Here is a 24376-nt window from a genome sequence, read left to right as displayed (position 1 = left end):
ATTTATATCCTGCTTTCAGGTGTTTCTGTATAATCATGTAGTTTTTTCATATCTATAATGGTACCGGCTCCTTCGGTAGAATCATAGTACATCGTCACGAATTTAGCGCCATTAACGATTTCGTCGTAGGTATAGCTCGTACGCGAGATTACTGTATTGGAAAAATCTTCATCATAGGCTTTCAGGTAAATCATAAATTCAAAATCGACCACTTCCAGATCTGCGAAACTCATACCCCAAATTGGGCTATCGTTGTTGATTGGGTGTACTACAGTCCATCCCAGATATAAAATATTGATGGTACTGAATTGTAAGGGTAGGGCAAATACCTTGTTGATTGTTTTCCCGTTTTCTTCTACCATCATGCTGGCTGTTACTTGTACCGATATCTCGCTCAGGCGGGCATTTTTGATGGGTACCATTCGGAACATCAGGCCTTTGCCATCCTGGAAAGGAGCAATTACCGCACGGTCGCTGAAGCGGATGTAGGCTTTGGGTTTTACAAAGCGCCCGTAAAGCAGACCGGTGATGATCGCCAGGGTCAGTATACCGATCAGCGCTTCGGTAGAAGCAATGGTATTGGTAACGAGCCCTTCCGGGCTAATGCGCCCATAGCCCACTGTCGTCAGGGTTTGGGAACTGAAAAAATATACTTCTTCAAACGTTTCGAAAGCTGTTCCCTTAATGAGGCCGATCAAATGGTCGAGGCAAAATATATAGTAGATGCCTGCAAACAACAGGTTGATCAGCATATAATAGCCGAAAATAAGCAGGATAAATTTCCAGTTGGAAATATTGATCAGAAAATGATAGATGCTGTAGCGATCCAATATGTTGGCTCCCTGATGCACCACATTGGGCGTGCCGTCTTTATTAATGAACCGGGCATATTTGACCGTTGCATTGGTACTCAGACCGGTGTTGTCAATATTCTTTTTCTTAGGGCTGTGTATCGGTTTTGCCATAATATGGGCTTGGGTTCTTGATCCTGTAACAACTATTTTTTTACCGCAACTTTCTTCATTTTCGGGATCTTCGGTCGCCCGCCCAATAGGATACCCCAATGTTTCAGGCTAGGGATTTCGTCAAAAATAACTTTGAAGATGGCAATAGCAGGTACGGCAAGAAACATCCCCGGTATGCCCCAGATGAGGCTACCCAGAAACACACTCACAATGGTTGCGAGGGCATTAATACTGATTTTATTTCCCACCAGCACCGGCAAGATAATGTTGCTGTCGATCAGGTGTACGATAATCGAAATAATCCCGATCCACATAGCGGCATGGGGTGAGTTGGTCGCAAAGGTAATGACCACACTGATGATGGCTGCTGTAATAAAACCAAGATAAGGTACAACATTCATCATGGCAGAAATAACGGCCAGTAAGATTGCATATTTGGCGCCGGCTATGGAAAAACCGATGGCCAGGAAAGCGGCGACCATCACCATCTCAATCAAGAGGCCGTTCAGGTAGCCTTTGATGACATTTTGTGTTTTTGAAACAATCTGCTCCATGGCATCATCTTCCAGATGACGGAAACTAACGTTCAGAAAGGTCGCAATATTATCTTTATAGATCAGGATAAGCAAGGTATAGATAAAGGTGAATACGGCAAGCAGTAAGGAGCTGGAGAAGAAGGAAAGCATTGTACCCACAACATTAGGGGTTTCGTTCAGCAATTTCTTCAACAGCGGATCTACATTCTCCCGGATCACTGCTCCCGATACATGCATCCTTTCCTGAATAAAGACTTGGGCATTGGTGATCAGTTCATTAAATTTATATTCCAGTTGTGGAAAGTCATTTCTGAAATTAATGACCTGTGTAGAGATAAAGACAAATATACCGCTGAGCAATAACAGCGCCAGCACCAGGCATACCGATGCAGCCAAAGACCGTTTAAAGCCTTTCTTTTCCAAATAGCGGGTAGGCGTTGCCAGGGCTAAAGCAAAAATGGTTGCAAAAGCTAAAGGAAGGATAACACTTTTCGCAAAGAAGAGCATGAGCAGGATAATGCTGATCACGATCAGTCGGTATGCAAGGTATTGCATTACATCTTTATGCGGTTTCATCGGTAGATTCATAGTAATAAATTAGTTTTTACTTTTAGCAAGGCTAAAGCCGAAAGAGGAGCCAACACCCACCTTACTTCTTACATTAATGATCTGGCCGTGTGCTTCAATGATGTGCTTCACGATGGCCAGTCCCAATCCCGTACCGGGAATGGCACTGCTTCTGCTCTTATCGGTACGGTAAAAGCGTTCGAAAATCCGGCTTAAATGCTGCTCTTCGATACCGACGCCATCATCTGATATTTCTATATATACTTTATGCTTATCCAGTTCCCAAAAACCCGTTGTAATCGTACCATCAACAATGCCGTACTTAATCGCATTCTCAATAATATTGACCACAACCTGCCTGATTTTCTCCCGGTCGGCATGCACCATCAGGTGCTCATCGGCATCTTCTTTAAACAGCAGGGTAATGTTTTTTTCTTTGGCTTTCAGCATCAGCTCCTCATAAGTATCCTTTACCAGATTCATGATTTTGAAATTGGAGAGGAGTATCGGATTGTTGCCTGCTTCCAAAGCGGAGATCTGTTCCAGGTCGCTGGCTAGCTGCACCAGGCGATCCAATCCCTTACTGGCATTTTTTAAGAACTTAAGGTTTACCTGGTCATCTTCTATGGCGCCATCGAGCAGCGTGTGTACATAGCCTTGTACCGTGAAGATAGGCGTACGCAACTCATGGGTCAGGTTACTGAGAAATTCTTTCCGGAATTGTTCATTCACCTTAAGTTGCTCAATCTCCGTACTTTTTTTCTCCGCCCATTGCGTCACATCACTTTCTACCTGTTCGATCGTTTTCTGCGGCAGGATCTTGTCGTAAAAGAATTGTTCTTTTTTGCCTGCTTTGGTGTTGTAAATAAATTTATAAATCAGCTTTAACCTGCGCCCGATAAAGATTTGCAGAAAATAATTATAAACAAAATAAGATAGGGCAAACGTAACCCCAAAAATAATGATCGGCAGTTTCCAGTCTCCTTCTATGGCCAAAGAGAGCACAGAAAGGGAGGCCGCCAAGATAAAGGCCGCCAAAAGGCAGATCATTTTCGGAGAAAGGTATCTTATCGAATTGGGCATGGGTGCAGCATGATTTTAGCGTAACATTTTTCTATAGCATCTTTTCCTTTTGTGTTGGATATGCTCGTAATTCTTCCAATGGTTGATCGCTTTTTCATTCGTTTCGATCATACCCGTCGTTTCTACCCATTCTACACCATGTTCGATCATAATCTGCTGTAGTTCAGTGATCAGTAAGGCACTCACACCTTGTGCCTGCCAGTCGGGATGGATACCGGTCAGCAGCAGATCGGCGACTTTAGGCTTTTTCAGGGCCTTCATGATATGTACAAAACCGAAGGGGAATAATTTGCCTTTTGCCTTTTGCATGGCTTCACTTAAAGAGGGCAGGCTTACAATAAAACCGATGATCTTTTTATCGGGATCTTCGACCACTTTCACAAACTTTGGATTCAGCACCTCGATGTATTTGTTGATGTAAAAGGTCAACACATCATCCGGCATTTTTACAAAGCTGAACAATTCATCAAAAGAGGTGTTCAGCAAATGGAATACCTGTAAGGCTACCGCTTTTAATTCTTCTTTATTATTAAAACTCCTTACCGTCAGGTTGTATCTTTTTTTGATCAGCTCATTGAGTTTAACCGCTTTTTCCGGAATTTCTTTTAGTACTTTTAATTTGAATTCGATCCAATCTATTTCCTTTTCATAACCATGGGCCTCGATGTGCTTTTTATAATAGTCCATATGGTATTCCGAAGCGATAGAGGGTAATTGGTCAAAGCCTTCTATGAGCATGGCCTGGTGATCCAGATTGGTAAAGCCTAAAGGTCCGTGTACGCCGTCCATACCTTCTGCCAATGCCCATTGTTCTACGGTCTCGATCAGTTTGCTGAATACAACGGCATCATCTATAAATTCCAAACGAGTCATCCGGCACATTTTCTCTCCGTATTTTTCATTTGCCGCAGGGTTGATGATGGCACCAATACGACCCACCACTTTACCATCTTTTTCCGCCAGCCAGAAAGCAGCCTTGCAATACTTCATAACCGGGTTAGTTTCCGGCATTAAAGACTTTAATTCATCGTCTTTAATAGGGGGTACCCAGTATTTATTATTTTTATATAAGTCAAAGGGGAATTGTACAAATTTTTTGAAATCGGCCTTGGTGTTAATTGCTCTTATCGTTACGGACATCGTTTTTTTGTATTTTATAAATAAAAATAGGCTAATACAGTTATAAATGTATACTATAATTGGCACAAAAGTACTTGAAAGAGCACAATTTTCAGATTTAATTTTGACCGGAATCAGCTGACCGTAATCCCCGGCTATTTATCTACATTCGGGCCTGATTATGGGGATAAATATGGCCTATATATGGCATTAAAACCTTATCTTCGCATATTAGCCATACGCTAAAAAACAGGACCAAAATTTCAAGAAAAACAAAATATACAAATGAGTTTGGAAAATAACGAAAACGCAACCGTGCAGCAGGGATATGATGCTAACTCTATTCAGGTATTAGAAGGTTTGGAAGCGGTGCGTAAGCGCCCTTCGATGTATATCGGGGATACAGGAGTGAAAGGTTTGCACCACCTGGTGTACGAGGTAGTCGATAACTCTATCGATGAAGCGTTAGCCGGTCATTGTAAAAATATTAATGTAGTGATCTACCCGGACAATTCTATTTCGGTAGAAGATGACGGGCGGGGTATTCCCACAGGGATCAATGCCAAAGAAGGGAAATCGGCTTTGGAGATTGTAATGACCGTACTGCATGCCGGTGGTAAATTTGATAAAGATTCTTATAAAGTATCCGGTGGTTTGCACGGGGTAGGGGTAAGTTGTGTAAACGCCCTGAGCATACACATGCACACAACGGTTTTCCGCGAAGGAAAATCTTTTGAGCAAGAATATAAATGCGGGGTGCCACAATATGATGTTCGCGAGATCGGACCCTCAGACAAACGCGGTACCCGACAACATTTCTGGCCCGATCATAGCATTTTCACAACCACAACGACCTATAGCCGGGATATCCTGGCAGCCCGTTTGCGTGAATTGTCCTTTTTGAATAAAGGAATCCGCATTAGCCTGATCGATGAAAGGGAAACGAATGATGATGGTGAATTTATGAGCGAGATCTTCTTTAGTGAAGGCGGTATCGTAGAGTTCATCCAACTTTTAGATAAAAATGCAAAGCGCGATGTGTTGATTCCTGAGCCGATCTATATGCAAGGGTTTGACCAGGAAGCTTTCGTTTCGGTAGAGGTAGCTATGGAGTATAACAGCTCTTATAGTGAGAATATCTTTGCTTACGTAAATAATATCAACACGATTGAAGGCGGTACACACGTATCAGGCTTCAGACGTGCGATTACCAGGGTATTTAAGGCTTATGGCGATAAAAACAAATTGTTTGAAAAAGCCAAAGTGGAAATCCTGGGAGATGACTTCCGGGAAGGTTTAAGTGCGATCATTTCGGTGAAAGTACCCGAACCACAGTTTGAAGGGCAAACCAAAACCAAATTGGGGAACTCGGAAGTGAGCAGTATTGTGGATGGTGCCGTGAGTAAGGTACTGGAGCATTACCTGGAGGAAAACCCGAAACAAGCCAAACTGATCATTGATAAGGTGATCTTGGCAGCACAAGCCCGTGCCGCGGCCAAAAAGGCTCGTGAAATGGTACAACGTAAGAGTGTACTGACCGGTGGTGGTATGCCGGGTAAACTGGCGGATTGCTCGGATAAAGATCCAAGCCGTTGTGAATTATACTTGGTGGAAGGGGATTCTGCAGGTGGTACCGCCAAGCAGGGTAGAGATCGTTCTTTCCAGGCGATTTTACCTTTAAGAGGTAAGATCCTGAACGTTGAAAAAGCACAGGAACATAAGATATACGAAAACGAAGAGATCAAGAATATGTATTCTGCACTTGGGGTGACCATTGGTACGGAAGAAGATCCTAAAGGATTAAACCTTGCGAAACTACGTTATCATAAGATCATCATCATGACGGATGCCGATGTGGATGGGTCGCACATTGCGACGCTGATCCTGACCTTCTTCTTCCGTTATATGAAGCCTTTGGTAGAGCAGGGATATTTATACCTGGCACAACCCCCTTTGTATTTAGTGAAAAAAGGTAAAGAATCGATCTATAGCTGGACCGAAGATCAACGGAAGAATGCTGTGGTAAAACTGGCTGCCGGTGGTAAAGAAGATAATGTGAACATACAGCGTTATAAAGGTTTGGGAGAGATGAATGCAGAGCAGCTCTGGGAAACAACCATGAACCCGGGTACGCGTACCTTGAAACAAGTAACGATTGATAGCGCTGCGGAAGCGGATAGTGTATTTGCGATGCTGATGGGCGAGGAGGTCGCTCCGCGTAGAGAGTTTATCGAAGCCAATGCGAAGTATGCCAAAATTGATGTATAAGTAAATTTAATTTACAATGAAAAAGCGACCTGTTCTTTAAGAGCAGGTCGCTTTTATATTATAATTATAAATTAGTATTTACTCCGAGTGCAGGTTGTCGTTAACACTTTTCCGTTCGCCATCGGCTCTTTATTATTATAGGCATTACAACCAGAAGTCGCCTCTTTTTAGTTTTATTATTTTGTACGATCATCATCGGCTTGACCGTAGATTCAGTGGTGCCATCATCCTATTTTCCTATGCAGACACATTGGTAATCCTTTTTACAGGAAGTAAATACAGTGGTAACAGCGACCAAACTGAAGGAGCATAAAATTATTTTTTCATGTTTTTTTACTGGAGTGAATTAAATATTTTGATATGATACTTTAGGTTTGCACCTAGTATTTATGTGCAGTGCAGGTAGTGGTCAGGGTTTTGCCATTTGCCGCTGTCTGTTTGGTGTTATAGGTGGCACAACCGGCATTTGCGGCTTTTCTGGATTTATTGTTTTGTAGTATAAGTACTTTATTGGAAACAGGTTCAATGGTACCATCATCATATTTTCCGATACACACACATTCATAATCTTTTTTGCAGGAAGTGAAGAAGCCGGCAAAAATGGTTAAGGCGATGAAGGGTACAATACTTTTTTTCATACTTTCGATTTATTGAATATTATTATATATCGAAAGTATGAAAAATATTCCTAAGAATGAAGTTTCGGCCATTGATGTCTATGGTATGCAAATGTATCGGCTTACAAGAAAAGAGCGCCGAATGAGCGCTCTTTCTATTTAGGGGTGATAGGGGAAATAGGTTTTGTTCCGTTGAATTGAAGCAGTTGTATCTGATTACAAATGTTATTCTGTTATGATTTTTTCTTAATGCCACTGCCGATAATGGTGCCGCTTTCAACGACTTCCATTTTGGTGTCTCCATTATCAAGGGTGGTGAACCTTAATATGCTGTCATAATTGCCTTGTCTCAGCCCCAGGAATTCATTGCTTTTGATCGGGAAGAAACGCATGTCCCAGTTTACCTTGGTCGTGTTATAGAAAAGGTGTCCATCCAGATAGCTAATAGCATGCGCTTCCCCTGCGTTTTCCGGGTCTGTGTATATACCGGTATATTTTTCCATTTCGGCTGCAGGCAAGGTGATCTTTTCGCGAAATTCCGTTGTTATGGTTTGCTTGTCCAGTATTTGTACGATGTTGTTATAGGGAAAAGCACCTAATTTAAAGTTTTGCAGTATAATGATTGTCCGGTCTTTGATCATGTTGTGATGGATCATCGTTGCGTAACCGTCCCAGCTCCCGTTATGCCCGAAGGAGAATCTGTTTTCACCTTTGGACACCATCAGCCCGAAACCATATGGTATATCTTTTCCGTTGCTGGTTTTCGTAATGGCAGTCATTTCTTCAAATTCCGCTTTGGTCAGCAAGGTATTGTCCTTTAAAGCCCTTACCCATTTATAGACATCGGTTACACTGGAATTTACTTTGGCTGTACCCACGATACCGTCTAAAGAGTAGACCGTGTATTCCCCATATCCCGGTTCCTCCGAGCGGATCTTTTTGAGCGATTGTCTGGACCATACATAACCGATAGCATCATGCCTTACTTTCTTTGGCTGCTCCCTTCTGTTATAAATAAATGTATGGTTCATCTTTAAAGGTTTGAAGATGTTTTGCGCCAGAAAATCGGCATATCGCTTACCTGAAACGCGCTCTATGATGCTGGCCAGCAAAGCATAATTGGTATTGCAATACCGATGCTTGCTTTTGGGCTCAAATTGCAAGCTGTCTTTCCGGGCCGCATAGAAACGCAGCAGGTCTTCATTCGTGGCAATCTTTGTACTATCCCAGTCTTTAGCCATATCTCCCAGGAATTCCGGAAGGCCGCTGGTATGCCGGAGCAGGTCTTCGATCGTTACCTTATCCCAAAAGCTTAATTCAGGCAGGTATTTCGATATTTTGTCTTTATAGTCGAGTTTGCCTTGTCTTTTCAACAATATAATAGCCGTTGCCGTAAATTGTTTGGAGCAGGAAGCCAGTTCAAAAATGGTATGTATCCCATTGTGTTCCTTGTTTACTTCATTACTATAGCCATACCCTTTTTCAAAAAAGATTTTTCCTTTTTCCGCGATGAGTACTGTGCCATTAAACTGCTGCTGTGCAGACAACATTGAAAAAATGCTGTCGAGTTGTTGTACCTGTTGTTTCGCTTGTCCAAAGCACATAACAGATAAGCAGGATAAAAGGAATAATAATTTTATGCTTGTCATCATGTTTTATTTCGAGGGATTAGGGGTGGAAAAATGGAGCGTAATTTTTTTGATTTCTTAGGGGCGGCTGTTTGTAAAAAAAGTATTGTAGGATAGAGAAGGGATGAACAGCAAGGATATTGGGTTCATCCCGGAACGGATGCGGCAGCTTAGTTTTTATCTATGACATATCCTTTTTTGCCCGCCAGTTCTATAATAGAATTATTGATGGCGGAGCCAAGATCATCAGCATCCGGTTTATCAGCCTTCATTTTCTGGTCAATGAAATCCTGACGTTGTTTGGCCAGTACCTTAATCTTCGTTTGGTAAGCAGTTCTTTCTTCAGCTTTTGCCTGAACATATTTTTTGATTTCCGCTTCCGATTTGTCCTTGATCTCCGTAGGTAAATAGTTTTTGTCCAGGCTTTTCAGTGCCGACTGATCGGTGTTCATCTTATCTACAAGATCCCAGGATTGGTTGCTGTAGGCTGCTTTTGATTTGCTGACAGAACGTTCTACTTTATTGGCTTTCCCCAGGCTTTCCGCATTATAATCCTGGCGCATCTGTACTGCTTTCTTCGTAGCGCCACTGTTGCCGTAGGTTACATAAGTACTGTTCAACTTATCGTTATATACCGAAATCTGGTCATCATAGGGCGTTTCTATAAAGCGTACTTTCTCATTATAGTTAATGTTGAAGTATTTGCCATTTCCTTTGCTGGCACCATCTTTCCACATGGTATTAATCCCCTCATTGTAGTCGCCGCAAAAGATCGTATTGGTTGTGATTTGTTTTTGATTGCTCAGGCTTAAGGCCTCTTTATAAGAAATCTGACCTTGCGTGAAAGGCTCATTACCGGCAATATAGATCAGTTTGATGTCATTGCTGTTGTCAGACCATTCCAGTTGCTGTGCCGCTTTTTTGATCACGGCACCACAATATTCTGATCCGCCATTGGTCGATAAAGAAAACAGTTTTTCAGAGATCAGATCAAGGTCTGTTGTTAAAGGTGTTACCAAGCGTACATAATTATTCTTTGCCGGAATACCGTCATTGCCGTATTCATACAAAGCAATCTCAATAAGCGGTTGTTGTCCTCTAAAGCGCAGGGTACTGAGGGTATTTATAATATTCCATAAGCGGGATTTTGCCTGTTCGATTAAGCCATCCATACTACCGGAAGTGTCGAGCAGGATCGCTACCTGAATCTTTGTTTTCTGCCGGTCCGTGATCCTGGGAGCCGGTCTGTCAAAAGAACTGATTGGCTCCCTTCTTTGTTGTGCAAAAAGGGTGGCGGGTATAGCCACTATCGTGTATAGTGCGGTAAAGGCACATAAAATCATCTTTTTCATAATATTTGTTTTTATATGGATACAAAAATATTTTTAAGTTTGATTGGAGACGGCATCACTTGGTGAACACCCTTTTTGACTGGATAAAAAGGAAATCGTAAGCATCTAAGGCGTAATGGGCAGATTCTTCAATTCTCCGCCGGGCGTGATTATAAAATAGTCTTTAGTTGCTTTAACGGGTTTTGTTTTTTCTCTGTTGATGGTGATCTGTACCTGATAGAGTACCTGGACAGAAGGCTCCAAAACGGTGGGGTTTATCACAAAATCAAATTCTTTATCAATCACCGGTTGGTAGTACAGCGCACTTGCTTTACTGGCGGTATTTACTTTATTATTACCGGTCTCCATGAGAGCGGTGTTGTTGTAGGCCGTATAGCTTTTATACATCTCTGTGGGTAAAAACACTTTATAGCCATCAGTAATGTTTTTCTCTACCGTTGTAAAAGACTCACCTAACAAAGACTCATGCGATTTTATTTTCTCCTGCATAGCCGTCTTCGCCTTACTCATCAGCTCTTTCTTGATTTGATCCATCTGGTTTAAGGTATAATCGACCCTTACCAGGTCATAGATTTCGTAAGCCGATAAGATCTTCATAAACTCATTGAGTTGTGCCGGGCGCAGAAATTTAATATGGATGTTCTTCTTGAGTTCAAAACCTGCAGGCACTTCATTATAGGTCTTTTTACTAAAGATCTTTTTCTCCACCACCGTTTCGTAAACCGGTACGAAAGAAATCATATCAACATAAGTTTCCGCATCCTTTTTTAAAGCAATTTCCTGAATGGCCTGATTGATACGTTTATCGATCAGCTCATTCACTTCCTGTGTGGTCTTTCCTACCTGCAATACGCTAAAAATGGCCACTAAAGCATCTGGTTTTACATTGGCCATACCCTTAATATTGAGGGTAATGTTGGCGTTCTGAGGTGCCGCGATACTGATATTATTATCGGGGAACACAGTGGTTCTTTCATAATTAATATTGCCCGAAATCTGGGTATAGGCCTGTTGGACGCCGAGCAAGCTTGCCGCTAAAAAGAAGATCTTTTTCATGTTTTTATGTTTGGGGTTATTTTTTGAATCCTCATCATTTCAAGCCGATATACATAAGATGCATATGCAACGATTATGGCACAAAAATATAGGGCTTGTCTTTCGGGATCATGTCGCATTTGGTGAAATGCTTTTCTGACTTGGTGAAATATGAGGTCATTGTTTGAATTAGTTATAATTTTATCCTTCAATATTGTTTATGAAATATGTTCTGTTTTTAATCCTTGTAGGCATTGCGATACCGTACACGTACGGGCAGTCTGTCAACACGACTGAATCCGTATCGGGGAAGAAAGCCAATAAGCCAAAAAGCCTTGGTGCTACTGCTCAGGAAGCGGAAAATAGTGTGCGTTCGAATGATGAAATGGCGACTGCAGATTCTTATGTAAGGCTTGCGGAAGTCCTGAGGGCACAAGGGGAATTTGCCCGGGCGGAGGCCTATTTTGAGCGGGCTGCCGCTATTTATGCGCGGTCTTCGGAACGATTTAAGACAGCAGAAGCGGAACAAAAGCTGGTGGCTACAAAGCGCAAGCTGGCTAAGGCTCAGGAAGAGCAGAACAAGCTGGCTGCTGCCGCAAAAAATTATGACTTTGCCGGAAGTAATACAAAGGATGGCGTGACCCGTCAGCTCAATTATAATGATGCCTCCCGCCTGCGTACAAACAGTTATGAGGTACAACAAAAGTACTCCCAAAACAACCTGGATCTTTTAACAAAAGCCCCGGAACAAAATGGTGCGGTACAGAAGGAGTTGAGTGATGCCTATACCCAGCTCGCCGAAACCCAGAGCAAACAGGATGATGGTAAAGGTGCCATTGCCTCGCTTCAAAAAGCCGTAGCGGCCGATAAAGAGAATAAGCAGGGGGCAGAATTGGTGGCGCAAAAAATATCGGAGACGCTGGTGCAAAACAACCAAATAGACGATGCCATTAAACTCAATACAGAACTGATCAAATCAAGTGAGGCAAATCAGAATGTGTTATTGAAAATATCGGCCTATACACAATTAGGAACACTGTATGCACAATCCGGTAAACCCGTATTGGCGGAAGAAAACTTAAAGAAGGCGTATGACACGGCCAAATCGATTTACAATACCAAAGCGGGTAAAGCAGCTTTGAAAAGCCTTTTGGAATATTACCTGCAAACCAATCAGCCCCAAAAAGCGCAATTGATGATGTTGGGCTTTCTGGACGATATGGATCAACTGCTAGCCAAAGACAGTTCCTTAATGGATATGAAGGCTTTTGAGCAGTCGGAGCAGAAGATTCAGCAACTGGAAAAGGAAAAGGTCCTGCAAAATGAAGTGATCGCCCAATCAAAATTGTCCAATTATCTTTTACTGACAGTAGTGGCTATTGTCGCGCTGTTTCTGGGTTTTATGATCAAAGCCTATTATGCTATTATCAAGAAGAACAAACAAATCAAATTGCAATCGCTGCGCCGGGAGATGAACCCGCATTTTGTGTTTAACAGCCTGAACAGTGTGAACCAGTTTATTGCCGAGAATGATGATCGTAAGGCCAATACTTATCTGAATGCTTATTCCCGCCTTATGCGGACTATTATGGAGCATTCCAACCAGGATTTTGTGCCCTTAAGTGTGGAGCTGGATCACCTGCAGAAATACCTTGCTCTGGAGCATCAGCGGTTCAGCAATCAGTTTGACTACACCATTTCGGTAGATGAGCAGATTGAAGTGCATGAGGTATTGATGCCGAATATGATCCTGCAACCTTTCCTGGAAAATGCGATTTGGCATGGCCTGCGTTATAAAGAATCTAAAGGTTTGCTAAGCTTGTCTATTGTAAAAAAAGATGCCGAACTGGAGTTGTCGATTACGGACGATGGGATTGGTATTGAACATAGCCTGGCCTTAAAAACCAAGAACCAAAAAGCATATAAATCTTTGGGCATGCAGAATACGCAGGAGCGGATCAGCTTGTTGAATAGCTTATACAAAACCCATATTCAATACCATATCAAAGACCGGGGAATTGAAGGCGCAAGCGGTACCACGGTTACCCTAAACATACCCATACAAAAACGAAACCATGAAGATTAATACCCTGAAAGCTGTAATTATCGAAGATGAGCTGGCTGCCGTTAACGCACTGAAAGCCTACCTGGGCAAGTATTGCCCGCAAGTAGAATTGCTTGGCGTTGCCCACAATTGCAACGATGCCATTAGCCTGATTAATGAAGTGGCGCCACAACTGGTATTTTTGGATGTAGAGATGCCTTTTGGTAATGCTTTTGATGTACTGGAAGGCTGTAAAAGCCTCGATTTTGAAACGATTTTTGTAACCGCATATTCCGATTATGCACTACGAGCCCTGAATCAAAGTGCCGCTTATTATTTGCTTAAGCCAATCAGTATCGAAGAGCTGATCGTGGCGGTAAACAAGGTTGGGCAAATGATCCTGCAAAAAGATGGCATACAGCGCAACCAGATTGTGATCGATAACAATAAGAATAATTTTGAATTGCAAAAGCTGATCCTGCCTACTGTTGAGGGTTTTGAAGTGGTGCAGAATAAGGCAATCATCCGGTTAAAAGGGAATGGCAACTTCACCGATATTTATATGGAAGACGGAACGAAGAAAATGGTCTGCCGCTTCCTGAAACATTTTGAAGAACTATTGACCTACCCTTTTGTGCGCATCCATAAATCGCATATCATCAACGTCAATTTTGTAAAGAAATACCATAAGGGCGCTGGCGGTTATGTGATCTTAAACGATGGTAATGAAATTGAGGTATCGGCAAGTTATAAGGAGCACTTTTTAAAATCACTGGTCTAAGTAAGGGTTTAACCACCCCATTTATATCCTTTAACCGGCAGGCCTAAGAGCCCTATGATACGGTCAACAACGGTCATTGCAGCCTCTTCAAGGTTTTTAGGTTTGCTGTAGAAACTGGGAGATGCCGGACAAATGATCGCACCGGCTTCTGTTACCGTTTTCATATTCTGAATATGGATCAGGTTATAAGGTGTTTCGCGGATCACACAGATCAGTTTCTTCCTTTCTTTGAGCATTACGTCTGCGGCACGGGTCACCAGGCTGTCGCTGATGCCGGTGGCTATTCTTCCCAGGGTACCCATACTGCAGGGTACGATCACTAAGGCATCGTAGCCGGCACTGCCCGAAGCAAATGGCGCATAAAAGTCATGGGTATCCCAAACCTTAAAATTGAATTGCCGATAAGTGGTGTCCTCCAATTCTTCTTTCCAGACGGTAAAAGCATTTTTACTATACACCAGGTCTACCTGCAAGGCCATGCCAGAGGCGATCAATGCCTGCAAACTGCTTAAAAATAGTTTCGCATAGATGGATCCGCTTGCTCCTGTTATCGCCACTGCAATTTTCATAATGTTAATCTTTTCTTTTGCCCTCGCAAATTTACTTCTTAATTCCTGTTTTTATAGTTAAATTTACAAACCATATTTTAAGATCAGGATGTCTTAAGAGATGAATTATTGTAAATTTTTGATATGAAGTATATTGCAATTGCGGCGTGTTTAGGCCTGAGTTTATCTTCCCCTTCGCTTTGGGCACAGAAAAAAGCGAAAAGTAACAATAAGGCTGCCGTAACGACTACTGTAGCTAAAGATGCTGTCGTTGATACCAATGAGATCGCCTGGATTTCTATGGAAGAAGTGGAAGCAAAAATGAAAGTGGCTCCTAAGATGGTATTGGTCGATTTTTATACTTCCTGGTGTGGCTGGTGCAAGGTGATGGATTCCAAAACCTATACCAACAAAGAATTGATCAAATATGTAAACAAAAACTTTTATGCTGTTAAGTTTGACGCAGAGCGCAAAGATGTAGTGAAATTTTACGGTAAGGAGTATAAGTTTGAATCTGAAATCAAATCGAATCGCCTGGCTGCAGAGATGATGGGCGGACGTATGAGTTACCCGACTACCGTTATTCTGGGTGAGCACATGAGTTTTGTAAACCCGATACCGGGCTACCAACGCATTGATCAAATGGAGACGATCCTGAAGTTCTTTGTAGAGGCCTATCCGAAGAAAATGGCCTGGCAGGATTTTCAAAAAGATTTTAAACCTTCCTGGACCCCAAACCCTTAAAAGGAAGCAACAATATATTTATAAATAAAGCGCCTGTATTTACAGGCGCTTTATTATTTTTATAAAGTATTGACTACTTGTTTTAATTTGACCATTTTTTCCAAAAGCGGTTGTAGTAATTCAAGCGAGAGCATATTTGCACCATCTGATTTTGCATTTTTGGGATCAGGATGTGTTTCAATAAACAAACCATCTACGCCAACAGCGATAGCCGCCCGGGCAATGGTTTCAATCATTTGCGGATTACCGCCGGTTACTCCCGAGGTCTGATTGGGTTGTTGCAAAGAATGTGTGCAATCCATCACTACGGGTACCTGCATGGCTTTCATGGTTGGGATACCCCGATAATCGACAATCAGATCCTGATAGCCAAAAGTGGTTCCCCTATCCGTCAGGATTACCTGGTTGTTACCGCTTTCATTTATTTTATTGATGGCAAACTGCATGGATTCCGGCGCCAGGAATTGTCCTTTTTTTACATTCACGACCTTACCTGTTTGTGCAGCAGCCACCAGGATATCGGTTTGGCGGCACAGAAAGGCCGGGATTTGCAATACATCTACATATTGTGCTGCCATAGCGGCTTCTGTTGCATCGTGAATATCAGTGACCACCGGCACACCGAAAGTTTGCTTGACTTTCTCCAGTATTTTTAAGGCTTTTTCGTCACCGATACCACTGAATGAATCGAGCCGGGTACGGTTGGCTTTCCGGTACGAACCTTTAAAAATATAAGGAATGTTCAGTTGGCTGGTGATATTTACGATTTGCTCGGCAATACGCAGCGCCATCTCTTCGCCCTCTATGGCACAAGGGCCGGCCATTAAAAAGAAATTATCAGTTTGTGTAAACGTCATTGTGTGTATATTTTTAGTGTATCCTGTCGGCTCTTGGAGGCATGTCCGCCATAATGTTTTTTTCGATTTGCAGCCACCCTTGCCAGGTTTCGCGCACCTTTTCCTCTTCGTAATAGGTACGGGCAAGATCAAGGAACAAACGATAGTGTCCGGCTTCGGACACCATGAATTTATGATAAAAGTCTTTTAGTTTTTCATCTGAAATATGCAGGCTCAGCAAACGGAACCGTTCACAACTTCTTGCTTCGATCAGGGCACAGATACACAGTTTATGCAACAGCCTTTCTTCCGGGCTGATACTTTTAGGTTCCTGTGCCAGTAGAGCATTTACATAATCATCTTTGCGTTGTTTACCCAAGTGCATCCCCCTTTTCTTTAGTTCGGCGAGCACCATGCGAAAATGACCCCATTCCTCTGTCACCACCGGTGCGAGCTTGTCTACCAGTTCTTCCCTGTCCGAATAGCGTTGAATAATAGAGATCATGGTAGTGGCTGCTTTCTGTTCACAAAAAGCATGGTCGGTAAGAATATCTTCCAGTGAAATAGCGGCGATGTCTACCCAACGCGGATCGGTCGGTAACTTTAGCCCCAGTATCGTATTTTCTGACATTATTAAGCTTATATAAGTGCAAAATTAATTTTTTTAGCCGTAGCGGGTCGGATATATTTTTATCCAATATTATCCATGGTATTCCCCTTATAAAAGAATAATTTTACAGGAGACAAATCAATACGGCGATGAATTGGGAAATAATAATGGCACTGCTATTAGGTCTGGGATTAAGTGCCAGTTGTGGTTTTAGGGTTTTTGTACCTTTATTGGTGACGGCTGTGGCCACACATTTTGGCTGGTTTCCGGGAATGATCCATAACCAATTTGCCTGGATGGGCACCTTACCGGCCATTATCGCTTTTGGTTCTGCATCTGTCCTGGAGATTTTGGGCTATTATATCCCTGTAGTAGATAATGCGCTGGACGCGGTAGCCTCTCCTTTGGCTGTAATTGCAGGAGCTTTGCTGGCTACTTCTGTGCTGCCTATTGACAATGATTTACTGAAATGGGGACTGGGGATTATTGTAGGTGGGGGGAGTGCCGGTATTGTACAATCGGGTACCGTATTTACCCGTTTATTGTCCAGTAAAGCGACCCTGACAACAGGTAATGCGGTTGTGTCTACGGGAGAAAATGTCGCGGCAACGGCCGGTGCGCTACTGTCTTTAATCCTGCCCATTATAACCGGAATAGCCGCACTGATTCTTGTATTGGTCATGGGCCGGTATGCCGTTAAGCGATTTAGAAAAATGAAGATAGGGGAATCCTGAAGATTCAGAAAATATAAAAGGGTCAATGAAATATTTTTCATTGACCCTTTTTATTTATGGGGATGACCAAGATGTTGGAGCAAGCTTAGCTATCCCAAAAGGCGTCAGATTACGATGCCTTTTTATTCTTCTTCTAAGGCAGTTGTTGTTTTGTAAGTATCATTTATTTTAAAAAGTAAAAAGAGTTTATTGACAATCAATAAACTCTTTTCTTAGATTATTTTTACTTTAATGTTAATTACTATTATTGTGAAATCCTTATTATTTATTTAATATGTTAAAACATTATTTTATAAAAAAATTATTTTATTGACTGCACTTTTTTTCTCTATTGTTGCGGTAACAGTTCTCTCCTGTAGCAAGAGTGATCCACCACAAAACACAAACAAAACCCAAAATGCAGGACAGTTAATTACATCGAGTACTACTCAATATCCTTTAGTGACTAAATATCAAAAGAATGGTGAAAAAGGAACATATGATTTGTATAATGATGCTTTTGTTAAAGCATTGAAAGATGGTGGAGCGTTAGACGAGGTTTCAGAAGCATATATTACCTACTATCATGATAATGCGACTCAGAAATACAAAGCATCTTTGGTTATTATTGGTCGTAAAAATGGGACAGCAGTAGCGCATCAATTTGAATTATTGGTAAATGATGATGGCTATTTTGAGGTACAAGACCCCACAAATAATGAAATACAAAGCCATACGACCTATAATTGTTCTGGTAGCTGCAATGCTTGTAACTTTACACGCGATGCAAATAGGAATATTACAGGTTGTACTATGTGTTCGGGTGGCAGTTGCAATTATACAAAATCAGTAACCGCACAAGATGGTATGTCTACTTCTGATGGCATCGCAGGCGGTGCATTAATTATAGCCGTAATTGCAATTCTTATTGCAATATAAAGTTATACTTATAAGCAGATTTATTGATACTAAAGTAAGTAATTAAATGGCTTGCTTTAGCTTATATTTAGAATATGAAAAAGATATTTTATCTGATATTCCTTACCTCTTTTGTTGGTGGATGCAATAGCCCAAAAACGGAGTTTGGGAAAATTATGGAGAAGTCTTGTCTGTTACTTGATACTGTTCAGAGCTTACAATTTGACAGGACTTTTACAGAAGTTTCAATAAGAACAGGTGATACACAGATAGTAAGTGCTAATGTCTATTTAAAGTATTTTGATATTGATAAGGAGAGTAATAAATATACTGGCTTGATTCAGATATATGATCAGAATTATACCGATGGTGTTGTAGGCTATCGAAGAGCATTAAGTAAGGATAGTATTACATTTCTCTTCTATCAGAATGGTAAAATGCAGCAAAATACAGAAAAAACAACGAGCAATAATTTTGGTGATGAGAAATGTGAATTCCTGAATGCAAAAAATTTACGGGATATGATACAGTTCAGGGAAAAAAATATAGATCATTATTCAATAAAAGATACATTGTATAATGGTACTGCTTGTTTTTTCATTGATCTATTTATAAAAGATAGTCCTGATGCAGATATCAATAAAATACATGAATCCATTATTATAAGGAAAGCCGATTACATGCCTCTTAGCCTTTCATTTCATGGTGAGGTAGAAAAGGGAGTTGTTATACATGATCGTTACGAAATATCCAATATACATATCAATAAGCCCTATAATGAGGCTTATGTAAACATTACGAAACGGGATTCATTCCCGAGTCGTATTGATCAACTCGTTGTTGATCATAAGATCATTGAAAGCCCTTTGCCTTTTAACGGAGTTCCTTTAAAATATGTAAATGGTGATCGCACTTCATTAGATAAATTTAATGGAAGGGTAGTTGTATTGGATTTTTGGTATAGGGGGTGTTTTTACTGCTTAAAATTAATGCCGGAGATTAACCGACTAAGCTCTAAATATAAAGATGTTGTGTTTCTGGGTGTTAACTCCAGAGATGCTACCTCAATGGTTACAGAATACCTTACTAAGAATAACTTTATATATCAGACAATTGATGATAGTAGGCAGCTTGAAATTAAGTTAAAAGTGACTTGTTTTCCGACCACAATAATAATTGGTAAAGATGGCAAAGTTCATTCTACTTTAACGGGTTTTTCAACAGAGGCAGCAGACGAAATAGAAGCAAAAATTAAAGAAGCTAATTTCAAATGACCTATTATTTTTTGCAATAACCATTTTACTTGTCTCAGCAGCTATTGCAATGCCTTTACTATGTTTTGATTTTAAATTAATTATGTTACGTTTGTTCTAATATATTGATTACCCCTCTTATTTATAGGCAGCAGCTTAACTTGCAAAATATTGATCTATCTGTTGTATACATTTTTCGGTTGCCGGCCTTGTTTTATCGGCATACCAGTCTGCGGTCCATTGTATGGCCTGCAGCGCGTTTAGCTTAGGACTAAAACCGATATCTTTTTTGATAAGGCTGTTGTCCAACAATAATAAATGAGCTTCATGCGGCTGAGCTAGCACTTGTTCCGGTATGGTGTAAGTTCCTTTTCCGAAAGCTTTAATAAATAGCTCGGTCACAGTTTGTACTTCCAATACATCTGCGGCTTCCGGGCCAATATTATAAGCCTTTGCATAAGCAGTTGGCTGTGCCTGAAGACAGGCGGCCATTTGCAAATAGGCGTATAGCGGCTCTATCACGTGCTGCCAGGGGCGTACAGCTTTAGGATTACGCAATTGCACGGGAACATCCTGTTGTATCGCCCGGACAATATCGGGAATAATACGGTCTGAAGAAAAATCGCCGCCACCGATTACATTGCCCGCACGCATGGCGACAATACTCTTTTGATGGCTATCGTAGCTTGCGGTATTGAAATAGGAATTAATATAAGAACTGATGGCGAGCTCACAAGCCGCTTTGCTGGCGGAGTAAGGATCGTAACCACCCAATTTATCACTTTCTTTAAAGGGAACGCCGGATTCATTATTTTCATACACCTTATCGGTAGTGACCATAATGCCCACACAGGCTTTATCAAGATGGCGTATGGCTTCCAATACATTGATGGTCCCCATGACGTTGGTGGCAAAGGTATCTACCGGTATTTCATAGCTTTTACGTACTAAAGCCTGAGCGGCCAAGTGAAAAACAAAGTCCGGCTCAAACCGGATCAATTCGCCTTGTAAGGTATTGGCATTTCTGATATCATCGATCACGGAAGTATAACATAGCTCATCTCCATTGATTTGATGATACAGGTCATTATCCTGCTCCGGTGCTAAGGCATATCCTTTTACGATGGCACCAAAATGCTGGAGCATCAGTAAGAGCCATGCTCCTTTAAAACCGGTATGTCCGGTAAGAAAAACGCGTTTCCCCTTGAATATTTGTTTGAGATCTTGCATTGTCAATAGCTTAAATCTTTGTTACCAGCATTTCCATTTGGCACCCTTTTCCCACATTGCTTCCAGCTCTTCTTTCTCCCTCAGGGTATCCATACATTTCCAGAAGCCATGATGTTTGTATGCAGCAATCTGCTGGTCTGCCGCAAGATTGGCCATGGGTTCCGTTTCCCACATAATATCGTCCATATCGCCTTGCAGATAGTCCTTTATTTCGGGTTGCAGGACAAAATAGCCTGCATTGATCCAGGAACCACTGTCTTTTGGTTTCTCTTCAAAGGACTCGATAATTCCGTTATCCTGCATTTTGATCACGCCAAAACGACTACCGGCCTGTATGGAAGTCATGGTACAGATCTTCCCGGTTTGCTTATGAAAGTCAATAGTTTGGTTAATATCGGCATCAATCAGTCCATCACCATAGGTCAATAGAAAGGGTTCATTATTGGTATAGGGCAATACTCTTTTCAGTCGGCCTGCCGTCATGGTATCCAGACCGGTATCGATCATGGTTACTTTAAAAGGCTCGGCATTGTTGTTCAGAAATTCGATGCTGTTATTACGCAGATCTACCGTCATGTCGGCATTATGCAGAAAATAGTTAGCAAAATATTCTTTAATCAACCAACCCTTGTAACCCAGGCAAATGATGAATTCGTTATGGCCATAGTGGGCATAGGTTTTCATAATATGCCACAGCATAGGCTTACCTCCGATTTCGATCATCGGTTTGGGCCGTAGTTGCGATTCTTCCGAGATACGGGTGCCTCTGCCGCCTGCAAATAGGACTACTTTCATAATGATAAGGGTGTTAAGATGGTTTTTTTGTATAATTTATTCTTCGCTGACAGTATCTTTTCCGAAACTGTACACACAGTCTTTTGAAAATCTTTTTAAGATCTGGTATACGTCTTTTCCTTGTTCGTAAATTTTGGAATTGAAACGGTTTCCTAAAACGATAACCGTTGTATTATCCTGAATGTACCGGTAGAAGACGGTATTGTTCCCATGCCACCATCCATTATGATACACAAGCTTGCGTCCGTTCTCGAAATCGTACATGCGCCATCCCAAACCGTAGTTTTTCATGCCCTTCATCTCATTAGAGCAGCCTGTAATCGCAAGGTGTTGCATTTTATCACTCAGGATATCATTGTTGTAAAAAGACTGATCCCAGCGATACATATCTTCTACTGTACTGTATATACCTTTATCACCGTATACACCATCTTCATGGGTATTGTCGTGTACCGCCCAATTAAATTTATAGCTGGTCGTCAGTTTGCGGCTGCTGTAATCGTCTTTAGGATCATAAACAAAAGTATGTGTCATACCCAATGGATCGAAGATCAGTTCTTGCATAAACTGTTTATAACTCATTCCCGATACCTCTTCAATGATACGCGCCAAAAGGGCATAATTGGTATTGCTATAATTAAAACGGGTATTGGGCGTAAACATTAATTTGGGCTTGTAAGTAGCAATATACCTTTGCAGGTCTATGTTGTACATAGGTGCTTTAGCCGCCCATTTCGGCAAGCCTACTTTGGTATAGTCCGGTAAACCGCTTCGTTGATCCAGCATCATTTTTACGGTAACATTGCTGTAGGGAAAATCCTTCAGGTATACATTAACCGGGAGTTCAATATCCAGGTATTTGTTTTGATATAACCAAAGTACCGCGGTAGCTGTAAAAGGCTTGGAGGTAGACGCGAGTTGCGAAGAAATGTCGGACGACAGCGGCAGATTAGCACTTCTGTTGGCCATGCCAAAATATCTTTTATACAATATCTTTCCTTTTTGGCCTAAGAGTACGCTCCCGTTAAATCCTCTTAGTACTTGTGCATTATAGTAAGAATCTAAGGTGGCGATTAACTGGCGGGCCTGTGGACTTGTGGTATCTGCGTAAGTGATATTTATTTTGCGATAATTATCTTTATCTATAAGGGGTCTGCCGTTGGCATCATGTGCCGGACCTGTCTGGCAGGCAATGAATATTGCAGAGAAAAATAAAATAATATATGGTGATGCTTTAATGATTTTCATTAGAGATTTATCTATGGCCATTTCAAAAATACGATTGTTGCGAAGTTACTCTTAACCTGCAATTATCTGAAAAAATTAACAATAAGTTTTACTTCTTTGGGAGGGCATCTATGGCCGTTGCGGCAAAGGCCTTGATGTCATCAATAAACTCGTAGTAATACTGATTAAGGGTATAATAATTAGATACAAATGCCTCATAGGCCATGTCGGCATTATCTATATAACGGGCGCGGTGCACCAGGCCGTTAAAGGACTTTTGCATGCCCCTGACGTTTCGGTAGCCATATAGCCAGTTTTGTTCTTTCATATATGCGAACATTTTCTGAAAGCTTTCCGGCAGGAGCGGTAGCCGCTCACTGATGATCGCATAGCTTTCCTGGGTAAACTGAAACAAGTCCTGCTCACTCAAAAAACATTGCGGATCATTGGCAATGAAATGGTCATACAGACTGTCTACAAAAGCACCGGCATATAAGCGGTAATCTTTGCGGAAGAATGTTTTTGCTTTTTGGGAAGCAGGGTGGGTATCGGCAAAGGCATCCAGCTTACGGTGCAGTAATACCCCTTCACGAATCCCTTCCGGTAAGGTTTCCAAAGCGTTTAATCCTTTTACATAATCGCCGATCATGTTGCCGACGAGAATCTCCGGGTTTTTAAAGGATAAATATGCGTGACCTAAATAATTCAAAGACTATCGGTTTAATTTTTGTTGGGTAATATAATTATAATCGATCAGGAGTTCCTCAAAGAAATAATAAGCATCCATGCTCGTATTGCGTACTTTCAGCACTTCTTCAATCCGCCGGGATACACGGTCTACATACAGGTCCAGTTCCTTCGTCCTTTTTTGGGTCATCAGGTTCCGGATACTGTTGATATCCTTATCGGTCAGCAGCATAACCTCCGGAAATTTAGGAATATATTCTTTATGGGTATCGACCTCTTTAAAGATAGTATTTTCTATGTTGACCTTGTTTTTGATCTCGACCACGACGGTATTGGCTGCGCGGTCTCCGATGCGCTTTCCGGTATCAGAAATAGCGATGGAAATAATATCGGGTACTGCCAGCAGTATTACAGAAATAATAATTGCCGGATAAAAGAACAGGTAATACGCAATGACTACGGAGATCAGGTTGGGTATCGATAAGATCCAGCGTAACAAATACTGGCTGGTACTGGCGGCATTACCATTTTCATTCACTACCCTTATGCCCATGATTTTTTTTCCGATACTTTGTCCGTTCATCATGATCTCACAAATGAGGTGATAAAAATAAATGGGTAAGGCTACCAGAAACAAATTGGTAAATTCCAGAAACTGTTCGTAGTTGGCCGCTTTATCGACCACCGTACTGAACATGATAAAGGCAAATATGGCCGTAATAATGATGTCGATTCCATAGGCAGCCGCTCTTTTTAAGAGCGGAGCCACTACGAAATCAAGATCGATATTGAAAGGAGTATGTACCGTTAGTTTAGCCAT

The 24376-nt window shown here is 41.5% G+C and carries 23 protein-coding genes; 7 read left to right on the top strand and 16 right to left on the bottom strand.

Translation table 11 applies throughout. The features are described from left to right. Window positions 1–2 precede the first annotated feature (2 nt). From DBR32_RS06345 to DBR32_RS06330, 4 genes are read right to left on the bottom strand one after another with little or no spacing between them, the layout of a single operon-like run. On the bottom strand, window positions 3–965 hold the full coding sequence (locus tag DBR32_RS06345) for an ion channel (protein WP_124635457.1): 963 nt from the start codon (window positions 963–965) through the stop codon (window positions 3–5). A 32-nt stretch (window positions 966–997) separates the two neighbouring features. Continuing rightward, window positions 998–2089: an AI-2E family transporter gene (locus DBR32_RS06340; protein WP_124635456.1), complete on the bottom strand. Its 1092-nt coding sequence runs from the start codon at window positions 2087–2089 to the stop codon at window positions 998–1000. A gap of 9 nt (window positions 2090–2098) precedes the next feature. After that, the gene (locus DBR32_RS06335) at window positions 2099–3151 is read right to left on the bottom strand and encodes a cell wall metabolism sensor histidine kinase WalK (protein WP_124635455.1); all 1053 of its coding nucleotides are present in this window, start codon (window positions 3149–3151) and stop codon (window positions 2099–2101) included. Window positions 3152–3166: 15 nt separating this feature from the next. Beyond that, the gene (locus tag DBR32_RS06330; RefSeq protein ID WP_124635454.1) at window positions 3167–4291 is read right to left on the bottom strand and encodes a GNAT family N-acetyltransferase; all 1125 of its coding nucleotides are present in this window, start codon (window positions 4289–4291) and stop codon (window positions 3167–3169) included. A gap of 264 nt (window positions 4292–4555) precedes the next feature. Between DBR32_RS06330 and gyrB the strand changes: the two genes are divergently transcribed. After that, window positions 4556–6538 (top strand): DNA topoisomerase (ATP-hydrolyzing) subunit B, encoded by a 1983-nt coding sequence (gene gyrB, locus DBR32_RS06325; RefSeq protein WP_124635453.1) that lies wholly within the window; start codon window positions 4556–4558, stop codon window positions 6536–6538. 380 nt (window positions 6539–6918) lie between these two features. Here the strand turns inward: gyrB and DBR32_RS06320 are convergent, their stop codons facing one another. The 4 genes from DBR32_RS06320 to DBR32_RS06305 form a co-directional block, all read right to left on the bottom strand. Then, window positions 6919–7176, bottom strand: coding sequence for a hypothetical protein (locus tag DBR32_RS06320; protein ID WP_124635452.1), 258 nt, complete (start codon window positions 7174–7176; stop codon window positions 6919–6921). A 212-nt stretch (window positions 7177–7388) separates the two neighbouring features. Beyond that, on the bottom strand, window positions 7389–8807 hold the full coding sequence (locus DBR32_RS06315) for a serine hydrolase (protein ID WP_199724376.1): 1419 nt from the start codon (window positions 8805–8807) through the stop codon (window positions 7389–7391). A gap of 146 nt (window positions 8808–8953) precedes the next feature. Beyond that, window positions 8954–10135, bottom strand: coding sequence for a VWA domain-containing protein (locus tag DBR32_RS06310; protein WP_124635451.1), 1182 nt, complete (start codon window positions 10133–10135; stop codon window positions 8954–8956). A gap of 105 nt (window positions 10136–10240) precedes the next feature. After that, window positions 10241–11191, bottom strand: a complete 951-nt coding sequence (locus DBR32_RS06305; RefSeq protein WP_124635450.1) for an SIMPL domain-containing protein — start codon at window positions 11189–11191, stop codon at window positions 10241–10243. Window positions 11192–11390: 199 nt separating this feature from the next. Here DBR32_RS06305 and DBR32_RS06300 point away from each other — a divergent pair, with 199 nt between their 5' ends. After that, on the top strand, window positions 11391–13256 hold the full coding sequence (locus tag DBR32_RS06300; RefSeq protein ID WP_124635449.1) for a histidine kinase: 1866 nt from the start codon (window positions 11391–11393) through the stop codon (window positions 13254–13256). After that, window positions 13246–13995 carry a LytTR family DNA-binding domain-containing protein gene (locus DBR32_RS06295; protein ID WP_124635448.1) on the top strand — a complete coding sequence of 250 codons (750 nt, stop codon included), beginning with the start codon at window positions 13246–13248 and terminating at the stop codon, window positions 13993–13995. Before DBR32_RS06300 ends, DBR32_RS06295 begins: the two co-directional genes overlap by 11 nt. Before the next feature lie 8 nt (window positions 13996–14003). Here the strand turns inward: DBR32_RS06295 and DBR32_RS06290 are convergent, their stop codons facing one another. Next, window positions 14004–14564, bottom strand: coding sequence for a UbiX family flavin prenyltransferase (locus tag DBR32_RS06290; protein ID WP_199724374.1), 561 nt, complete (start codon window positions 14562–14564; stop codon window positions 14004–14006). A 123-nt stretch (window positions 14565–14687) separates the two neighbouring features. Between DBR32_RS06290 and DBR32_RS06285 the strand changes: the two genes are divergently transcribed. Further along, entirely contained in the window at window positions 14688–15287 is a 600-nt protein-coding gene (locus DBR32_RS06285; RefSeq protein ID WP_124635446.1) for a DUF255 domain-containing protein, read from the top strand. A 59-nt stretch (window positions 15288–15346) separates the two neighbouring features. On the opposite strand, the gene kdsA is transcribed toward DBR32_RS06285, so the two are convergent. Then, window positions 15347–16144, bottom strand: coding sequence for a 3-deoxy-8-phosphooctulonate synthase (gene kdsA, locus DBR32_RS06280; protein ID WP_124635445.1), 798 nt, complete (start codon window positions 16142–16144; stop codon window positions 15347–15349). A 13-nt stretch (window positions 16145–16157) separates the two neighbouring features. Further along, complete coding sequence (locus DBR32_RS06275; protein WP_124635444.1) at window positions 16158–16754, bottom strand: tRNA-(ms[2]io[6]A)-hydroxylase; 597 nt, start codon at window positions 16752–16754, stop codon at window positions 16158–16160. A gap of 128 nt (window positions 16755–16882) precedes the next feature. Between DBR32_RS06275 and DBR32_RS06270 the strand changes: the two genes are divergently transcribed. From DBR32_RS06270 to DBR32_RS06260, 3 genes are all read left to right on the top strand, one after another. Then, entirely contained in the window at window positions 16883–17467 is a 585-nt protein-coding gene (locus DBR32_RS06270; protein WP_199724372.1) for a DUF4126 domain-containing protein, read from the top strand. A gap of 309 nt (window positions 17468–17776) precedes the next feature. Continuing rightward, window positions 17777–18385, top strand: a complete 609-nt coding sequence (locus tag DBR32_RS06265) for a hypothetical protein (RefSeq protein ID WP_124635443.1) — start codon at window positions 17777–17779, stop codon at window positions 18383–18385. A gap of 74 nt (window positions 18386–18459) precedes the next feature. Further along, window positions 18460–19638, top strand: coding sequence for a TlpA disulfide reductase family protein (locus tag DBR32_RS06260; protein WP_124635442.1), 1179 nt, complete (start codon window positions 18460–18462; stop codon window positions 19636–19638). Window positions 19639–19773: 135 nt separating this feature from the next. Here the strand turns inward: DBR32_RS06260 and rfbG are convergent, their stop codons facing one another. From rfbG to DBR32_RS06235, 5 genes are all read right to left on the bottom strand, one after another. Further along, a complete protein-coding gene (gene rfbG / locus DBR32_RS06255; RefSeq protein WP_124635441.1) occupies window positions 19774–20847 on the bottom strand; it encodes a CDP-glucose 4,6-dehydratase in 1074 nt (357 codons plus the stop codon). A gap of 21 nt (window positions 20848–20868) precedes the next feature. Beyond that, window positions 20869–21642 (bottom strand): glucose-1-phosphate cytidylyltransferase, encoded by a 774-nt coding sequence (gene rfbF / locus DBR32_RS06250; protein ID WP_124635440.1) that lies wholly within the window; start codon window positions 21640–21642, stop codon window positions 20869–20871. Between the two features lie 36 nt (window positions 21643–21678). Then, complete coding sequence (locus DBR32_RS06245; protein WP_158605923.1) at window positions 21679–22890, bottom strand: serine hydrolase; 1212 nt, start codon at window positions 22888–22890, stop codon at window positions 21679–21681. Between the two features lie 88 nt (window positions 22891–22978). Further along, window positions 22979–23578 carry an ACP phosphodiesterase gene (locus DBR32_RS06240; protein ID WP_124635438.1) on the bottom strand — a complete coding sequence of 200 codons (600 nt, stop codon included), beginning with the start codon at window positions 23576–23578 and terminating at the stop codon, window positions 22979–22981. 3 nt (window positions 23579–23581) lie between these two features. After that, a complete protein-coding gene (locus DBR32_RS06235; protein WP_124635437.1) occupies window positions 23582–24376 on the bottom strand; it encodes an RDD family protein in 795 nt (264 codons plus the stop codon).

The organism is Taibaiella sp. KBW10, assembly GCF_003852495.1.
In the GTDB taxonomy this organism is placed as follows: Bacteria; Bacteroidota; Bacteroidia; order Chitinophagales; family Chitinophagaceae; genus Edaphocola.
The sequence above is the reverse complement of the archived record's forward strand: the minus strand, read 5'-3'. Positions and strand labels throughout refer to the sequence as shown.